The organism is Vibrio sp. R10-SG-ISO4 (genome assembly GCF_059834135.1).
The window spans coordinates 123,618-141,556 of the sequence record NZ_JCBDHJ010000011.1 but is presented as its reverse complement, the minus strand read 5'-3'; the positions used below and the strand labels follow the sequence as shown (position 1 = coordinate 141,556).

Sequence of the window (17,939 nt, the reverse complement as noted above, 5' to 3'; positions counted from 1 at the left end):
TTTGATTCTCGCCATATAGTCAGTATCAATGTACTGACCTTGGCGAGGTGCGGGACTGGTAAAGTCGCCAGTTTGCGATTAATGTAACACTTCTTTCACATCAACATGTACGGCTTATGAATCGCTCTGCCTCTTGGAAAACCCCACAAAACTTTCTGCTGCTCATTTCTATCGTTGTGCCCATCGCTTTTTCAAGCTGGATGGCACTGTTAAACAACTTTGTGATCGAGAAGGCCAATTTCGATGGTGCAGACATCGGCCTATTGCAAAGTGTGCGTGAGATACCGGGTTTCTTAGCGTTTACCGCAGTGTTTGTTTTGCTGTTTGTCCGTGAGCAGAAGTTCATGTTGCTCTCTTTGGTGGCGTTAACACTGGGCACCGCGATTACGGGGTTCTTCCCCTCCCTATTTGGCCTATTGATGACCACGTTACTGATGTCGACCGGCTTTCACTATTTTGAAACTCTAAAACAGTCGCTCTCCCTGCAATGGTTAAATAAAGACGAAGCGCCAGAAATGCTCGGCAAGCTGATATCGGTTGGCGCGCTTGCCTCTCTGGTTACCTACGGCGCGCTTTGGCTGTGTTTGGAAGTGTTCGCGATGGAGTTTAAATGGGTGTACCTGCTGTTTGGCGGCGTTGGGCTGGTGTTGGTCGCTTGGATGGCGTTCGCGTTTCCTCAATTTGAAGCACAAACCCCGCAAAATAAGAAGTTGGTGCTGCGCAAACGCTATTGGCTCTATTACGCATTGACGTTTATGAGTGGCGCTCGTCGCCAAATCTTCACCGTTTTTGCCGGCTTTCTGATGGTGGAAAAGTTTGGCTACTCGGCGGCCGATATTACCATGCTGTTTTTGATCAACTACCTGTTTAACTTCCTATTTGCTAAGCGTATTGGTCGCTTTATTGGCCATGTGGGCGAGCGCAAAGCCTTGATGTTTGAATATGTCGGCTTGATTGGCGTGTTTGTCGGCTACGCCCTAGTGCAAAGCGCAGAGTGGGCCGCCGCTTTGTACGTGATTGATCATCTCTTTTTTGCTTTGGCATTGGCGATAAAAACCTATCTGCAGAAAATTGCCGACCCTGCTGATATGGCTTCGACTGCGGGCGTCTCCTTTACGATTAACCATATTGCTGCGGTTGTCATTCCAGTGACCTTTGGCTTTATTTGGCTTGTCTCTCCCGCCGCGGTGTTTTATATCGGTGCGGCGATGGCTGGGGTATCACTACTGTTATCTTTAAACATTCCCGCCAAGCCTGAAGAAGGGAATGAAGTCCGACTATTAAGATGGAGTTAACGCTGTGAAACAAGAGGTGACGTCACTCAACCAAAATATCGTTCCTATGTATCCGACGTTGAAAGCGTTGGATGTCGACGCGCTGGCGCCCGGCGAGCACAAACTGTGGTTTGCGGTGGCGACCGACGCGGTGGGCCACGCTCAAACTTTACCCGTTAGAGTGTTCAAAGGTGAGCAAGCGGGCAAGCGCGTCATGATCACGGCGGGCGTTCACGGTGATGAACAAAATGGCATCTTGACTGCTCAAAGTTTGGCAAGAGCCTTAGTGGGCAAAAAGTTAGCCGGTACGGTGACCATAGTGCCAACGGTCAACCTCTCGGGTATCGAGCGCCACAGTCGCGACTTTCACTCCGCCGCGCCAGACAGCTCTTCTGCTAACCTTAACCGCCTGTTTCCCGGCAGTGCGGAGGGGGACGATGCCAGTCGCTATGCCTTCAGCTTGTGGGAGAACTTGCTCAAACCCAATGCAGATCTGGCGATTGATCTGCATTCGCAAACCAGCGGCTCAGCGTATCCTTTGTATGTGTTTGCCGACTATCGCTTGGAAGAAGCCATTGCGATGGCAAGACTCGTCAATCCTGATGTCATTCTTGATGATCCCGGTGACCCGGGTATTTTGGAAACCGTCTACAACCGCGCGGGGATCCCATCCATTACGATTGAAGTGGGTGTGGGGCGTTACACCGACATCGACATGGTTGGAAGAGCGACGCAAGGCGTGCTCAACATTTTGCGCGCCTATGAGATGTTGGATGAACCCGTATCACGCAGCGAAACTCCCTGTGTTGAAGGGAAAAAGATCGTCAGTATTCGCGCCAACCAGGGCGGATTTGTCCTGTGTCACGTGCCTTTGCTGGCCAAAGTTGAAGTCGGTCAGTCGCTAGCGACTCAATATGACAGTTTTGGCGACGTGGTGGATGAATACGTCGCTCCAGTCTCGGGGACGGTGATTAGCCACAATGTTGAAGCGGTTCGTGCGCCGGGGTCACTTGTCGTACGCTTGATTTGCTGAGGGTGTAATACCCTTAGTATCTACCCGTGGTTAATCTGGCTATTCACCGCTATGATGAGTAAAACCCATGACATAGGAAACGTCACCATGATAGAGATCGGCCAAACTATTCCAGAAGCGGTACTGAGTGAGCTTACGAGCGATGGAATGGTGTCACATTCAACTTCTGAACTATTCGCAGGTAAAAAAGTGGTTCTGTTTGCAGTGCCTGGCGCGTTTACGCCTACCTGCTCTGAAGCGCACCTTCCCGGTTACGTTGTGCTCGCAGACAAGATCAAAGCGCAAGGCGTTGACTTGATTGCTTGTGTCTCCGTGAATGATGCCTTTGTGATGCACGCATGGGGCGAAGCACAAAACGCCACCGAAATTATGATGCTGGGCGATGGTGATGCAAGCTTCACCAAAGCGTTAGGGCTTGAGAAAGACACCGCTTCATTCGGTGGTCTGCGTTCACAACGCTATGCAATGGTGATCGACAATGGCGTTGTCACCCAACTCAACGTTGAAGAGCCAAGCAAGTTTGAGGTAAGCAGCGCTGAAGCAATTCTCGACACACTGTAATCAACGCCGTTATTGAACGATGGCCCGCATTGCGGGCCATTTTTTACACGCCTTTCATTTCCCCTGCACCATCACCCCAAGCTTTTTGCCCATCCGATACAAATTTCCGCGATCCATTTGAAGAAACTCGGCTGCTTTTGACCAAGTGCCGTTGGCGACGTCAAGCGCATGAACAATCAGATCTTTTTGATAGGCCTCGACAAGCTCGCGCATTGGCTGGCTCTCTTTGGGTAAAAAGTGCGGTTGTGATGCGGTGTTGTAGGTGGTTAGCCCAGTGTCAAAGTGGCTCGGTTGAATAATATGTTGCTGCTGCTGAATGCAGCGCAGGGCCGCTCGCGTGAGGGTGTGTTCTAGCTCTCGGACGTTTCCTGGCCAGGTCTGTTTTTCCAGCAAGAGAATGGATTTGGGATGCAGGTGCAAATTAGGAATGTGGAACTGGTTGCGAACCTTCTCCAACAAATACCCCGCTAGCACCGCAATATCACCTTCGCGTTTGCGAAGCGGAGGAACGTCAATAGGAAAAACGTTCAAGCGGTGGAATAGATCGGCGCGAAACTGACCCGTCTTGACCGCCTTGTCCAGATCGCGATTGGTGGCGGCGATGATGCGCACATTGACCAGCAAACGTTGATCGCTGCCGACGCGTTGCACTTCACCTTGCTGGAGCACTCGTAATAGTTTGGCTTGCAGCGTTAATGATAATTCTCCGACCTCATCGAGAAACAGCGTGCCACCATCGGCCAGTTCAAATTTTCCCGCTCGGTGCTGACTGGCTCCGGTATAAGCGCCTTTGACATGACCAAACAATTCGCTTTCAGCCAATCCTTCTGGCAAGGCGGCGCAGTTGACGTAAATCATCGGTTTGTCAGCGCGATGACTTTGCGCGTGGACACTGTGCGCCACCAACTCTTTACCCACCCCCGTTTCTCCGGTGATCAACACAGCGTAGTCCGACTGCGCCACGGTTGAGATGTTGGTTTTTAGTTGGCGTATTTGGGGGCTAATGCCCATCATCTCACCCGTCTGCGATCGTGCTTGCTGGATGAGCGTCTGCGTCACCGACTTCTGTTTCTGATTTTGCGCTTTGAGCGCATTCATCTGCGAGATATTGCGTAGTGTCGCTGCCGCAAGCGCGGCAAAGGTTTCAACCGTGACAACATCGATGCTGTCAAACGCGCCGACTGTGAGTGAATCTAAAGTTAAGATGCCAACCAATTGCCCCTCCACATACAAGCTGCACCCCATGCAGTCATGGACATCCAAATCATTCTCTGCGCTGAGCATGATGCCGCTGAACGGGTCGGGTAACTCACATTGAGCATCAAAACGCACCGGGGAGGTGCTTTGCATGATGGCTTGAAGTCTGGGGTGGTTTTTCGGATAGAAACGGCGACCAAAGATGCTCGCCGCAATGCCTTTTACCGCGACGGGTGTCAGCAGCCCATCCTGATCGAGAATGAACAGCGCACTCGCATCACAGGGAAAGACACGGTCAACACCGTCAATTAAGACTTGATATTGACGTTCACTGTTTTGGCTAGAACTGAGGTTTAGGGCAATATCGAGTAAAACGCGATTGAGTTTATCTTGCATGGTTGTCATTTTGTCATATCGGCATGCAGGAAGTGTAGCACTGCGATGTTGTTTTAACATCAACAATGTCATTGGGTTGTTTAGCCCAGTTTAAACTTCTCCCGATACTGCTGAGGAGACACGCCGACTAAACGACGGAAGTGGTGGCGCAGCGTGACGGCGCTGTCGAACCCCGATTGTTGGGCAAGTTGCTCAATGCTTAGCGGCTCGGTTTCCAATAACCCTTTGGCGCGTTCGATGCGCTGCTTGATCAGCCAGGCTTTAGGGGAGAGGTTGAAGCTTGAGCGAAACTTTCTATCAAACGTGCGCCGCGACATATTGGCGTGGCTTGCCCATTCGTCGACGCTGATGGCTTGACTGAGGTGTTCATTCGCCCACTCAACGGCGTTGGAAAACGAGCTCGGCACTTTGAGCATGGGCGTTTCGACATATTGTGCTTGTCCGCCGGTGCGATGTGATGAGACAACCAAGCGCTTTGCGACTTGGTTGGCGATTTGGTAACCAAAATCTTCGCGTATGATCGCCAGTCCTAAATCGAGCGCAGAAGCGCTGCCAGCGGCGCAGCCTATTTGCCCCTCCAACACATACAGCACGTCCGATTGATAGTCCACATCGGGAAATTGTTCACGAAACTTGCTCTCGTACATCCAATGCGTGGTGGCTTTTCTACCGGCGAGCAGCCCTAATCTGGCCAGCAAAAATGAGCCAGAGCAAAGAGACAGCACTCGCTTACCTGCGTTAACAAAACGCGTTACTTCTTTCGCAATCAGCGGTGGGATGGTGTCATCCCCTGTTGGCCAACCGGGAATGATCAAGGTGTCAAACGGCTCAAGCGAGCTTGCTGATTCAGTGACCAAGGTCATGTTACCTGTGGTCTGAATTGGCGCGTCTTCCAGTGTGATGACTTGGGTATCGTACCACTCTTTGAATTCCGGTCTTGGCAGGGCAAACAGTTCAACCGCGCAGGAGAGCTCAAATAAAGTCACGTGCTGATGGGCCAATATTGCAACGCGCACTGTTTTGGTCTGATGTGCGTAGGGTTTTGCAGTGAATCCCTGTTTGTCGGTGCTCATTATTTACCTCCAGCTGAATGCAGCTTTTGGCTTATTATTAACGAACGTTGGCTTTTAAGCCAGTGGCGAGGTCGATAATTTGTGCGGATAATGGTGCTAACCTCAATAAACAAGGAAGAGAGCCATGAGCGCAGTATCAAGAGTACCGGCAGCGAGCAGTGAGGCAGCGTTGCGCCATTTTGAGTCGTTAATGCAGTTTGAGACCGATTGCTGGGACGTGCACCATGCGATAAGTAACGGATTACAAGATTTCGTTCTTATCGATGTGCGCGGTGAGGCGCTGTTTGACGCAGGGCATATTGAGGGCTCGGTATCGATTCCCCATGCTCGATTGAATGAACGTGCGTTGGTTCACTACCCGCAAGAGACGCTGTTTGTCGTGTATTGCGCAGGGCCACACTGCAATGGCACTGAAAAAGCCGCCGTTCGTTTGGCTCGCCTCGGCAGACCAGTGAAAAAGATGATTGGTGGTGTAACAGGTTGGCAGGATGAAGGCTTTGCTTTGGTCACAGGTTCGAAGAGCGAGCAGAAAAATGCATCTTATGCATAACATGAGTGTAGAAATGTCATTTGAGTCATGGCGCGCGGCGCTCTACACTCCGCGCTCTTTTTACTGTCACTGAGGCTGAAACGTATGCTTTTTTCATCCCTTTTATCGCAATCACTCAGTGCTCAACTAATGAGAATGACCTTAGTGCTTGTGCTTGTCTTGGTAGGGGTTCACCATTCCCCCTCCTTGCTTAGTACGTTGGCCGAACAAGCGATGGCACTGGGGTGTCATGGACAAGAGCTTGAGTTCGATGATGCTTCAAGCCAAGACCCACGTGCATCAAGTCACGGCAATAGTCATTCTCACCACCATCATTAAGGGCAACAATAATGAGTGTATTTCGATTTCCACTGATGGTTTGGCTGGGCATTGCCATTCTCATCATCTGTTTGGGTATTCGCCAATCGTTCGGCATTTTTATGATGCCTATTTCAGAGCACTTTACGGTCGGTCGAGAGTTTTTTAGTTTCGCGATTGCCCTACAAAACCTGCTATTTGGTGCGTTTCAGCCGTTTGTTGGTATGGCCGCTGATCGCTTCGGCGCCAAACGTATTATTGTCGGTGGCGCTCTGGCCTATGGATTGGGGCTTTATTTGACCTCGATCGCCACTGTGCCTAGCGTGTTGTATCTCTCATTGGGTGTGTTGGTTGGCCTTGGCCTTAGTGCAACCAGTTATGTGATTGTGCTCGGGGCCGTCGCCAAAGTGGTCCCCGCACAGCACGCGGCCAAAGCGTTTGGATTGACGACCGCCGCAGGCTCGTTTGGCATGTTTGCGATGATCCCGGGCGCTCAAGCTCTGCTGTCTGATTTTGGCTGGCAAGGCGCGATGCAGGTGTTTGCACTGCTCTGTTCTACTATGGTGGCTTTTGGTCTGTTTATGAAAACGCCTAAAACGAGTGCGGCGACCACTCAGGTGGCGGATGATCAAAACCTTAAACAGGCACTGAAAGAAGCCTTCTCCCACAAGGGGTATTGGCTGATCCATGGTGGCTTCTTTGTATGCGGGTTCCATGTGATGTTCATTGCAACCCATTTGCCCAGTTATTTGGCTGATAAAGCCCTGCCTGCGTCAACGGCGGCGATGGCGCTGGCGTATGTCGGTATCTTCAATATTTTTGGTTCGTACTTTTGGGGCGTGCTGGGTGATAAATTCAGCAAACGCCACGTGATGGCGGCTTTGTACGTTATGCGAACTATAGTCATCGCTGGGTTTGTCACTTTGCCTGTTACTGAGTCAACGGCGGCGCTTTTTGGCGGGGCGATCGGCTTTGTATGGCTAGGGACTGTGCCGCTGACGTCGGGCTTAGTTCGGCAGATCTTTGGCGCGAAATACCTTTCCACCTTGTATGGGTTGGTGTTTTTCAGCCACCAAGTCGGCAGCTTTCTTGGCGCGTGGGTGGGCGGTCGAATTTATGACTACTACGGCTCTTACGATCCGATTTGGTGGTCGACCGTGGTCTTGGCTTTTGCTGCGGCATTGATTCATTTGCCGATCAACGACAAGCCTGTGGCAAGATTGGCCGCTGCGAGCTGATCCGTACGTTCAACCTAATCCAAAGCTTTAAACTAATCCATAATGGTACAAACTGCGTATTGAATGGGAGTGATTGATTTTATGGAGCAAGGCTTTGTCACTCCCCACATCTCGAAGAGGGTTGTACTGGTTTCACAATGATTTTCGTCTGACAGACAACCCATTACTTCAAGCCGCAGCAGAGCAGGTCGATGAGATGCTTTGCGTCTGCAGCCCGCCTCAGATGACCCATTTTCTCTCTCGCTTTTCTCAGCAGTGCCAGTTGGGAGCGAGCAGAGAGGCTTTTTGGTCTCAATCGGCCAGCGATCTGGCGGCCAGTTTGGCTAAATTAGGTCAAAGCCTCTATTGTTTGCCTGATCTTAGCGCCGCTTCGCTCGCAGCTCTCATTCGAGAGCAGGGCATTACCCACCTTTATTGTCAACGTTTTGCGGGTATAGATGAGCAGCGCATAGTGGATGCGTTGCAAGCAACGTGTCCTGATCTCAATATCATCCAAAGAGAGAGTGGCCACATACTTGATGGATCTGAGCTGCCTTTTTCACTCGCCGAACTGCCTGCCACTTTTAGCCGATTTCGAAAGCGTGTCGAACCCCTTGCAGTGCCAGTGCCCTTGCCTGCGGTTGAGACATTGCCAAGTGTGATTGAGGTCGATTACCCACTAGTGACGACGAGTCCCTGCCAAAGCGGGCAGTTTCTGGGGGGAGAGGGCGCGGCGCTAGCCCATTGTGACGATTACTTTTCGACGTCCAACGCGAGTCACTATAAAGCGACCCGCAATGGCCTTGAGGGCATGGCTTATTCGACCAAGTTCTCACCGTGGCTCGCTCAAGGTTGTCTCAGTGCACGGACCATTTTGGCCAAACTGGCGCAGTATGAGGCGGCTCATGGAGCCAACGAGTCAACCTATTGGATTGCGTTTGAGTTACTATGGCGTGACTACTTCTACTGGTATGCAAGATTGCATCGTCAGCGTTTATTCGCTTTTCGAGGTATCACAGATCAAGCCCCGCTCACGTCGTTTTACCCGGAGCGCTTTGCGGCGTGGATAGCAGGGGAGACGCCTTATGCGATCGTTAACGCATGCATGAAACAGTTGCGTGCGACAGGATATATGTCCAACCGCGGCCGTCAACTAGTGGCGAGCTGTTTGGTTCATGAGTTGGGTATGGATTGGCGTTATGGCGCTGCGTATTTTGAAACGCAGTTGGTGGACTACGATGTAGCCTCAAACTGGGGAAACTGGCAGTATCTTGCGGGCGTCGGAGCGGATCCACGCAGCGGACGTCAATTTAATCTCGAGAAACAGACCCAAACTTACGACCCTGACGGTGAATTTATCCGTCGTTGGCAGGGGACACCCTCTCACTCGTGCTTGGATGCCTTCTCGCGCTTAGATGCCTTCGATTACAATGGTTGGCCGATTGAGGATAGCGGGGAGGGGAGATAAGTGAACTATTCCTGCGTTCGGCTCATTTTGGGTGACCAGTTAAATCATCAGCACGCTTGGTTTGCACAGAAAGAGGAAGGGGTGCTTTACCTCATAGCAGAGCTGCATCAAGAAGCCCACTACACCCGTCATCATAGCCAGAAAATCGCGGCTTTTTTTGCCGCAATGGCGAACTTTGCACGTGAGTTGCAAGAAGCGGGGCATCACGTGGTGCATCTGACCCTCGATGACACTGAGCCCTACAAAGATCTGCCCTCACTCATTACGCATTGGGTCGAGCGGGTGAATGCCGAGACGTTCGAGTATCAAAGGCCGGATGAATACCGACTGATGCGGCAGCTCGAACTGTTGTCACTGCCTCAATGTAAAGTGCGCTGTGTCGAGAGCGACCACTTTTTGCTGCCATTTGATGAGATTGGCGACTATTTTAAGTCGGGTAAAGCGGTCAAGATGGAAAATTTCTACCGCAAAATGCGCCAGCGCTTTGATATTTTGATGGACGCAGACAAACCCGTCGGTGGGCAGTGGAATTTTGATGGCGACAATCGCAATAAGCTCAAAAAGTCCGATATTGAGGCGCTGCCGAGACCTCTGCTGTTTGCCAACGATGTCACATCGATCAATGAGCGTATCAAGCGTCATCAAATCCCGACGATCGGGCAGCAGCAAGAGCGTCTTGTCTGGCCGATATCTCGTCATCAAGGCTTGAATTTGTTGGCGCACTTTTGCCGAGTGTGTCTACCGCTCTTCGGTCGCTTCCAAGATGCGATGACCGATCAGCATCTTAGCCAATGGAGCCTCTACCACAGCAGACTCTCTTTTGCGATCAATACTAAAATGCTCAGCCCATGTGAGGTAGTGGACGCGGCGTTAGAGAGTTACCACCAGAGTCAGCGCAGTGACAGCCCGATTACCTTGGCGCAGATCGAAGGTTTTGTCCGTCAGATCATCGGGTGGCGCGAGTATATGCGGGGTATTTATTGGATCAACATGCCAACCTACGCGACGCTCAATGAGCTGCAAGCCCAGCGCCCCTTGCCGAGCTACTTTTGGCATGGCCGCACTCAGATGAAGTGTATGCATGCCTGTATTGGTCAATCGCTTGAGTGGTCTTACGCCCATCATATTCAACGCTTGATGGTCACGGGCAATTTTTGCTTGCTGGCTGGTGTTGCACCGGACGAGGTCGATGCGTGGTACCTTGGCATCTATATTGATGCCATAGAGTGGGTAGAGATGCCCAACACGCGCGGGATGGCGCTGTTTGCCGATGGAGGCATCATTGCCACCAAACCTTATTGTGCGAGCGGAAACTACATCAACAAGATGAGCGATTACTGCAAAGGGTGTCACTACGATGTGAAGCAACGCAGCGGAGAGAGGGCCTGCCCGTTTAATAGTTTGTACTGGCGTTTTATGTTGCTTCATCGTGAGCGTCTCAGTCGCAACCCACGCATCGGTATGATCTATCGCAGTTGGGATAAGCTGTCAGAGGCCGAGCAGGCAGAGGTGTTATCAACGGCGGAGCGTTACCTAGCGCAGATAGACGCGTTGTAACGCTGCACCTTGCAAGCAATGGGGTACTTAGCGTGATCTGTGGTATCTCCATGACACTATCTCAGTTAAAATAAGTTATTGATTGATTATCAAAAGCGGTAAACACCGCTTTTTGCTTGTGTTGACCTATGTTTGCTGAGTGGATGACTTCAGAGGCGCTGATTGCGGCGCTGCTTATTTTTATTGGTTCTTTTGTCCAAACCGCCATCGGTTTTGGTTTGGCGATTGTGGCGGCGCCACTGCTGTTTTTAGTGTCACCGGATTATGTCCCCGCCCCGATCTGTCTCGTCGCGCTGTTTATTTCACTGCTGAATGCGCTCAAGCATCGCGCCAGTGTGGAAATTGGCGGTTTGAAAATGGCGTTGATTGGTCGTGTGCCGGGCTCTATCGCTGGTGGCGTGTTGCTGGTGATGGTCTCGACCGACATGCTCGCGCTTTGGCTCGGTTTATTAGTGCTGTTTGCTGTGGCGGTGAGTCTGCTGCCTTTTCGTATTGAGCCAACCCCCGTCAAAATGGGCATCGCAGGTTTCTTTTCTGGCTTTTTTGGTACTAGCAGCGCCATTGGCGGGCCGCCGATGGCGCTCTTGTTGCAGCATCAAGAAGCAAACCAGTTGCGTGGTAATCTCTCGGCCTTCTTTGTCTTTAGCTCGATCATTTCTTTGATGATTCAAATGCCAGCGGGCTTTTTGAATTGGCACCATGTCTGGATCACCGTGCCGCTGATCCCTGCCGCTTGGGTGGGCTACAAGCTAGCTCAGATGACGACGCATTCGTTACCCAAAGAGAAAATTCGCGTGGGCGCCTTATTGCTGTGCAGTATCAGTGGTATAACGGCCGTGTGGCAGGCGCTGGCCAGCTAATGAGCGTGCGAAGCGGTTTTGTGTTTGAATAGATGACCAACAGTGAGTGAGGAGATCTGAGAATGACTATGCTAAGAATGCTAGGCAATGTGATTTGGTTTGTGTGCGGCGGCGTCATTATGGGGCTGATGTGGTGGTTATTTGGTCTGCTGGCGTTCATCAGCATCATTGGCATTCCTTGGGGGCGTGCGTGCTTTGTGATGGGCAATTTTTCCTTTTTTCCGTTTGGCCAAGAGGCGATTTCCCGTGAAGAGCTGACCAATGAGGTCGACATTGGCACCAGTCCATTTGGGCTGGTGGGTAATATCATCTGGTTTCTACTGGCGGGGATTTGGCTTGCGATTGGTCATATCTGTTCTGCGGTGGCGTGCTTTATCACCATCATTGGTATCCCGTTCGCGCTGCAACACCTGAAATTGGCGCTGATTTCGCTCGCACCGATTGGTAAAACGGTTGTGCCCGTCGAGCAAGCCGCTCGGGCACGCTATTCAAATCGCCCGTAGATTCCGCGAGTACCACTCACCAAAGAGCCCCGCTTACTATATATAACAGTGTGTGGGGCTCTCTTTTTGACGCTCTCTTAGACGAACGGTTAGGAAAATGCGTAATTCGCTCAGTGACTCATTGGTTCGCCGTTATTTATTCGCCGTAGATGTCGAAGCTAAAGTATTTGCTGGCGATCTTGTCGTAAGTGCCGTTGGCGCGAATGGCGGCAATAGCTTGGTTAAACTGCTCGGCTAAGGCCGTGTCGCTTTGACGTAGTGCCAGTGCGGTGCCTTCACCAATGTAGGCTTTGTCAGTCACCGCTTCACCCACAAATTCAAACCCTGCACCAATCTCTTTGTCTAAGAAGGCAAGCGCGAGTTGATCTGAGTTACCAAAGGTGACGTCCAGACGACCGTTTTGCATGTCGATGTACACTTCATCTTGACCACTGTAGCGTTTGATCTCAGCCACATCACCAAACTTGTCCGTGACGTAACGGTCGTGAATCGTACCTGACTGCACACCGATCACTTTCCCTTTCAGTCCGGCTTGGCTGATCTCAATGTTGCCTTGCTTAGCGGTGACGAAACGTGCTGGCGTTTGGTAATACTTGTCGGTAAAGAGAATGCGCTTTTTACGCTCTTCAGTAATACGCATCGAGGCCATGATGACGTCCGATTTACGCGCGAGTAAGCTTGGAATTAACGCATCCCAACCTTGTGATACCCAAGTGCACTCCAGTTTTGCTTCAGCACATAGGGCATCGGCGATTTCAATGTCAAAGCCCGCAGGTTTGCCATCGGCATCCATGTAGTTGAAAGGGGGATAAGTGAAATCAGACGCCAGACGCACGGTTTTCGCCAACGCTGGGGCGGTCATCATAGTGGCGGTGCAAGCAATGAGAGTGAGGAGTTTTTTCATCGTGGTTCCTTTTTATAATGGGTTACTGCGCCGAAGTGGCGGGGTAGCGACACATGAGCTCGGCAACTTCATCCATGCTTTGCTCTGAGCCGATGGTAATACGAACGCAATGCTTCAAACTTGGCTCATGAGCCTGATTGCGCGTGACCACGCCATGCTCGGCGAGGTACTGAAACAGGTCCACACCGGGTTTGGTGCGAATTAGAACAAAATTTGTCGCGCTCGGATAGAGGGTCTCGATCCAGTTCAGTGAGTCAATGCGCGCGATAAAGCGCTGTTTGGTCTCAATCAGACGCTGAGTCGCCGCGGCGACTTTCTTTAGTCCCTCGTTGCTGAGCGCTTTAAGCACAATCTCCGCCGTGCTGTCAGGCATCGGGTAAGGAGGGACGAGCTTTTTCACATAGTCCATAACCGCGGGTTGAGCGATGATAAAACCACAGCGCACCGCCGCCAAACCGAAGGCTTTGGATAAGGTTCGGATGACGACTAGATGCGGATAGTGATCGATAAGGTCGACCACGCTCTCGCCAAGTTCAAACTCAATGTATGCCTCATCCACGACCACGATGGCGTCGTTCGCTGTATTTTCGAGCACAGTAATGATGTCTTGACGGGCGAGCAGTTGGCCCGTCGGATTATTCGGTGAGCAGAGAAAAATAAGGTTAACCTTTGGCGCTGCGCATTTGATGCCTTCAACATCTAACGTAAAAGCATTGCCCATCAAAGGGACATCGATAGTGTCGACCGCGAAGGATTCGGCGCAAAACTCATACATGGCGTAGGTTGGCGAGCAAATCGCGATCTTGTCTTTACCTGGCTGGCAAAAGGTTCTGACCAACAGATCAATCGCCTCATCGGCGCCGCGTACGGCCATCACATCCTGGTCGGTATGGCAGTACGCTTGGTAAGCGCGCGCGATGTCGTGAGGCAAATAGTCAGGGTAACGGGAGTAATCGGATTGTTGTTCATCAAAAAAGATCGGGGTCTCTAACTCGTTGGCGTTGAGCCACACGCGCCCATGACCACCTATGCGTCGAGCAGATTGATAAGGTATTAATTTTTTTATGCTCTCAGGCGCTAATTTATCCGCTAATGAATCCATTTACGTTCCTTTGAATGATTTTATAGTCGCTCACAATGAAAAATTATTTCTTATAAGCGGTTTGTATTGCCAATTTAGTCAAAAATGGGAGTTGGATGAAACGAAATTAATACATGATAGCCATGCATTTTTGTCATGGCTTGTGTTAGGGGTTTTAACATGATTTGTGCTAGAGTCGTAGCATTCTGGCAGACAAGTATTGACGATGAATCATCGACTTCCTTCGACAAAAAATTTGCAAGCCTTCTTGGCAACGGCGGAGCATCTCAATTTTACTCATGCGGCGAGTGCGATGGCGATGACGCAAGGGGCGATCAGCCGTCAGATTCAGTCACTTGAATCCATGATGGGGGTGAGTCTGTTTTATCGCCACGCTCGCGGTTTGGCACTGACACCAGACGGACTCAAGTTTGTGCCACTGGCCGAAGCGGTTATTCACCAATTGCAAAATGCGGTGCGTGAGGTCGCAGAGAGCGCCAACCGCATTAAACTCAATGCGCCTAGCTGTATCACCACGTTTTTGCTGGAAAAATTGACGGCCTTTCAGATTTCTCATCCGGATATCAATGTTGAGCTTACCTCGACCACCAAGCATCAGCTCCACCCTAACTTTGATAGTTTTGATCTGGTGATCATGTATGGCCGAGCGAGTGCGACCAAGCGTGTGAGACAGGTGCTTTTGTTTGAGGAGCGCCTTTCCCCAGTTTGTGCACCGCAGATTTGGCACCAAGCGCAGCAAGAGGGGGGCGGTGATGCTTACCAGTCATTGCGGCGCGTTAACTGGCTACACGCGAATGCGGAGCAATCCGATTGGCAGCTGTGGCTTGATAGTATTGGGTTAAGTCAACTGCGCGGCGCACGTAACCAAACCTTCGCCACTTTGGATCAAGCGATGAATGCCGCGCAACTGGGCTACGGGATGACGGTCGGCGATCTCACTCTGGCAGCGCGTCAAATCGAGCATCAGCAACTGATTCAGCCTTTTGAGCATGAGGTACTGTCCGGCAAAGGCTACTATTTGATCGCTCCCGCAGACAGCGACAATCCGAATTTGAGCGCCTTTGTTGAATGGTTGGCGTCGGTGAATACGCCTTAGTTTTTGGCCTGTGAGAGGTTAATACGCCTTGATACCGTAAGCGCGCAGTTTCGCGGGTAAGCACTCATCGAGCGTCTCGACCTCTTCTGGGTGTATCTCAAGCAGTTCAAAACCGTGTTGAGTGTAGAGGGCGCGAAGGGTCTCACGTTGGTCATCTGGCATTGCGCCGCTGTCTGAGCCCCAATACTGGATATAGACGTTGCCTGTAGGTAGATAAAAATCGCTCAACACATCTTGCTCAATAGGCAGCGGTCTATCGTAGGCGTGGACAACGCCGTTCATGTACAGCCAGTTATCAATCAATAGCTCACCTTTGGAGCGCACATAGTGCCCGTCTAAGGTGCGATGTTTGGCTTCAAACTTTTGCCGAAAGCTATAGAGGGATTTATCCGTCGCGTGCGCGTGTGCATCTTGACCGGAAAACTCGACCACCGTTTGCCTCAGGCGTTTGTTTCGCGCTATTGAGTCATGCCAGACGACAAATTTCTGGCCGCTCTGTTTATCCTCACGTTGGTAACCACCGACACTGAGCCCCGTCTGGCTCACTTGCCAGCCTTGCTCGGTTTTTTGGATCCAACCGAGTTCTTGAAGCAGCTGATTGATTTTTTTCGCCGCTAGGGAAAAGCGCTCGCCAAGCTCGGTGGCGGTGAGCGTTTTGCCGCTGGTGGCGTCACTATCAATCAGTAGGTTGCTTGGCCAGACGATAAACTGGCCAAATTTGGGGTGGGTGGCGTAGTCACCACCAAACTTTTTGCCCAGTTCCGTCAACACCCAACTCTCGTCATCACGATTGATGTAGCCAGCCAGTTTCAACTGATTAAACAAGGCTTTGGCGTCCAAGCCGCGCTGTTTTGCCAGCGCGGTAGTAGAGAGTTTGTCTGCCACTGGCTTAAATCGCCTTGTAGTGGAAAATCGCCATCGATCCTGGCGCGATCAGCACTTGCTTGTGATCAATGGTTTGATGCACTTCGTGCGAATCGGTGTTGCAGATCATCATCCACTCTTGTTGATTTTCTGCTGGCAAGGTAAAGCGCGCGGGCGCCGTAGTTTGGTTGATGCAGTAGAACAGCTCGGCACCTGCTTTGTCGATGCCCAGTTGCAACGCGACACAACTCAGTTGGTTCCAATCTTCATGTTCCATGAAGGTGCCATCAATGCGTCTCCATAGCACGCGGTTTTCATTGCGGGTATCGCCACTAAAGGCGCGAATGAACGGTACCATGTAGGTTTGACGTGCTTTCACCATTTGCGCTAGCCACTCACGAAAGCTCTGCTTTTCTTGGGTCATAGACCAATTGAGCCAGCTAATTTCGTTGTCTTGGCAGTAGGCGTTGTTGTTGCCCCCTTGGGTATGTGAGAGGACGTCGGCGGTCAAAATGTGCGGAATGCCGAAGGCGAACAGTAAGCTCGCCATGAAATTGCGTTTCTGCCGCTCGCGTTTTTCGATAATGCGCGGATTATCGGTTGGCCCTTCGATGCCATAGTTTGCGGAGCGGTTATCCCCGTGACCGTCCCGGTTTTGTTCGCCGTTGGCGTCATTGTGCTTTTGCTTGTAGGAGACCAAGTCCTGCATGCAAAAGCCATCATGATAGGTGATGTAGTTAACGGTCAGTTTATAGGGCCAATTCGCAGCGCTGTAGAGGTCACGCGAGCCCATAATGCGTGTCGCAAACTCTTTCATAAAGCCTTGGTCACCGCGCCAAAAGCTGCGGGTGATGTCTCTTAGGCGATCGTTACACTCATTCCATCCAACTGGAAAATTCCCCACTTGATAGCCGTTCGGGCCAATGTCCCAAGGCTCGGCAATCAGCTTCACCTCACGCAAGATTGGATCTTGGGCGACGGCTTTAAAGAAAGCGGTATTGGGGTTAAAGGCTTCACGTTCACGACCCAAGGTTGCGGCTAAATCAAAGCGGAAACCGTCCACTTGGAACTCCTGCGCCCAATAACGCAGCGTGTCCATGACTAAGTTGAGGCTCGGCTGGTAAGAGAGATCCACCGTATTGCCACAGCCAGTGTAGTTGGCGTAGTGATCGTCGTGACGCAAGTAGTAGTTAACATCCAGCGCTTTGAGGTTAAACACTGGGCCATCTGCGCCACCTTCGGCGGTGTGGTTGTAGACCACATCCAAAATCACCTCGATACCGTGGCGATGCAGCTCGCGAATGGTGGTTTTCAGCTCAGTCACGGCATCGTGCATCGCGTATCTTGGGTCAGGCACCATAAACAAGTATGGGTTGTAACCCCAATAGTTGACCTTATCCATCTTGAGCAGGTGCGGCTCATGCATACAAGCAGCGACAGGCAGCAGTTGCAAGGTATTGATGTTCTGCTGCTTATAAAATTGGATCATCGCTTCGCTGACTAAGCCCAAGTAGGTGCCGCGAGAGTATTCAGGCACATTTGGGTTAAGTTTGGTGACCCCTTTGACGTGCGTTTCAAACAGCACCATTTCGTCACGCGGGCGATGAGGCTTAGCGACACCTTGCCAATCAAAACTGGTTTTAGTGACGACGCACTTGGCTAATTGGAAACTTTTTTCAGCATTGAAAGGGAGGTCATAGAAGAGAGGCTTATCGAGGGCTTTAGCATAAGGGTCAGAGAGATAATGCTCTGCATCGTTGACCCGGGTAATAAAGCCGTATTTTTGCCCCGCTTTAATCCCTTCTATATAGGTGTGCTTAATACCCGCGTCTTCATTATCGAGCGGGTACGTCGTATAAGAGCCATCGGCTTCAAAAAGCGCGAGTTGTAAGTCTTGGTTAGAAGGCGAAAAAATCGAGAAGTTACAACCTGCTGCATCCAAGGTGGCCCCTAATGGGTATGGGCGAGAGCACTGCATTGTCTTTTA

17 protein-coding genes are annotated in these 17,939 nt (G+C 51.1%); 11 read left to right on the top strand and 6 right to left on the bottom strand.

The window, feature by feature from the left end; genetic code table 11:
• Positions 1-116 precede the first annotated feature (116 nt).
• From AC6R03_RS06380 to AC6R03_RS06370, 3 genes are all read left to right on the top strand, one after another.
• Positions 117-1,295, top strand: coding sequence for an MFS transporter (locus AC6R03_RS06380; protein ID WP_487902940.1), 1,179 nt, complete (start codon positions 117-119; stop codon positions 1,293-1,295).
• A gap of 46 nt (positions 1,296-1,341) precedes the next feature.
• Positions 1,342-2,307, top strand: a complete 966-nt coding sequence (locus tag AC6R03_RS06375; RefSeq protein ID WP_500630264.1) for a succinylglutamate desuccinylase/aspartoacylase family protein — start codon at positions 1,342-1,344, stop codon at positions 2,305-2,307.
• A gap of 87 nt (positions 2,308-2,394) precedes the next feature.
• Complete coding sequence (locus tag AC6R03_RS06370; RefSeq protein ID WP_487902941.1) at positions 2,395-2,868, top strand: peroxiredoxin; 474 nt, start codon at positions 2,395-2,397, stop codon at positions 2,866-2,868.
• A gap of 54 nt (positions 2,869-2,922) precedes the next feature.
• Here the strand turns inward: AC6R03_RS06370 and norR are convergent, their stop codons facing one another.
• Together norR and AC6R03_RS06360 are read right to left on the bottom strand one after the other, a co-directional pair.
• The gene (gene norR / locus AC6R03_RS06365) at positions 2,923-4,461 is read right to left on the bottom strand and encodes a nitric oxide reductase transcriptional regulator NorR (protein WP_500630263.1); all 1,539 of its coding nucleotides are present in this window, start codon (positions 4,459-4,461) and stop codon (positions 2,923-2,925) included.
• 80 nt (positions 4,462-4,541) lie between these two features.
• On the bottom strand, positions 4,542-5,534 hold the full coding sequence (locus AC6R03_RS06360; protein WP_500626797.1) for a helix-turn-helix domain-containing protein: 993 nt from the start codon (positions 5,532-5,534) through the stop codon (positions 4,542-4,544).
• Between the two features lie 124 nt (positions 5,535-5,658).
• Between AC6R03_RS06360 and AC6R03_RS06355 the strand changes: the two genes are divergently transcribed.
• From AC6R03_RS06355 to AC6R03_RS06325, 7 genes are all read left to right on the top strand, one after another.
• Positions 5,659-6,084 carry a rhodanese-like domain-containing protein gene (locus AC6R03_RS06355; protein ID WP_500630214.1) on the top strand — a complete coding sequence of 142 codons (426 nt, stop codon included), beginning with the start codon at positions 5,659-5,661 and terminating at the stop codon, positions 6,082-6,084.
• A 129-nt stretch (positions 6,085-6,213) separates the two neighbouring features.
• The gene (locus AC6R03_RS06350) at positions 6,214-6,402 is read left to right on the top strand and encodes a hypothetical protein (protein WP_500630213.1); all 189 of its coding nucleotides are present in this window, start codon (positions 6,214-6,216) and stop codon (positions 6,400-6,402) included.
• An 11-nt stretch (positions 6,403-6,413) separates the two neighbouring features.
• On the top strand, positions 6,414-7,619 hold the full coding sequence (locus AC6R03_RS06345; protein ID WP_500630212.1) for an MFS transporter: 1,206 nt from the start codon (positions 6,414-6,416) through the stop codon (positions 7,617-7,619).
• 94 nt (positions 7,620-7,713) lie between these two features.
• Positions 7,714-9,066: a DASH family cryptochrome gene (locus AC6R03_RS06340; RefSeq protein ID WP_500630211.1), complete on the top strand. Its 1,353-nt coding sequence runs from the start codon at positions 7,714-7,716 to the stop codon at positions 9,064-9,066.
• Positions 9,067-10,623, top strand: coding sequence for a cryptochrome/photolyase family protein (locus AC6R03_RS06335; protein ID WP_500630210.1), 1,557 nt, complete (start codon positions 9,067-9,069; stop codon positions 10,621-10,623).
• Between the two features lie 128 nt (positions 10,624-10,751).
• A complete protein-coding gene (locus tag AC6R03_RS06330; protein ID WP_487903702.1) occupies positions 10,752-11,483 on the top strand; it encodes a sulfite exporter TauE/SafE family protein in 732 nt (243 codons plus the stop codon).
• A gap of 68 nt (positions 11,484-11,551) precedes the next feature.
• On the top strand, positions 11,552-11,986 hold the full coding sequence (locus AC6R03_RS06325) for a YccF domain-containing protein (protein ID WP_334552219.1): 435 nt from the start codon (positions 11,552-11,554) through the stop codon (positions 11,984-11,986).
• A gap of 136 nt (positions 11,987-12,122) precedes the next feature.
• On the opposite strand, the gene AC6R03_RS06320 is transcribed toward AC6R03_RS06325, so the two are convergent.
• A complete protein-coding gene (locus AC6R03_RS06320; RefSeq protein WP_487903701.1) occupies positions 12,123-12,890 on the bottom strand; it encodes an ABC transporter substrate-binding protein in 768 nt (255 codons plus the stop codon).
• 22 nt (positions 12,891-12,912) lie between these two features.
• Entirely contained in the window at positions 12,913-13,992 is a 1,080-nt protein-coding gene (gene hisC, locus AC6R03_RS06315; protein WP_500630209.1) for a histidinol-phosphate transaminase, read from the bottom strand.
• Between the two features lie 205 nt (positions 13,993-14,197).
• Here hisC and AC6R03_RS06310 point away from each other — a divergent pair, with 205 nt between their 5' ends.
• Positions 14,198-15,088 carry a LysR substrate-binding domain-containing protein gene (locus tag AC6R03_RS06310; protein WP_500626789.1) on the top strand — a complete coding sequence of 297 codons (891 nt, stop codon included), beginning with the start codon at positions 14,198-14,200 and terminating at the stop codon, positions 15,086-15,088.
• An 18-nt stretch (positions 15,089-15,106) separates the two neighbouring features.
• Here the strand turns inward: AC6R03_RS06310 and AC6R03_RS06305 are convergent, their stop codons facing one another.
• Together AC6R03_RS06305 and glgX are read right to left on the bottom strand one after the other, a co-directional pair.
• Positions 15,107-15,973, bottom strand: a complete 867-nt coding sequence (locus AC6R03_RS06305; RefSeq protein WP_500630208.1) for a glycerol kinase — start codon at positions 15,971-15,973, stop codon at positions 15,107-15,109.
• A 4-nt stretch (positions 15,974-15,977) separates the two neighbouring features.
• Positions 15,978-17,930: a glycogen debranching protein GlgX gene (gene glgX / locus AC6R03_RS06300; RefSeq protein ID WP_500630207.1), complete on the bottom strand. Its 1,953-nt coding sequence runs from the start codon at positions 17,928-17,930 to the stop codon at positions 15,978-15,980.
• Positions 17,931-17,939 lie beyond the last annotated feature (9 nt).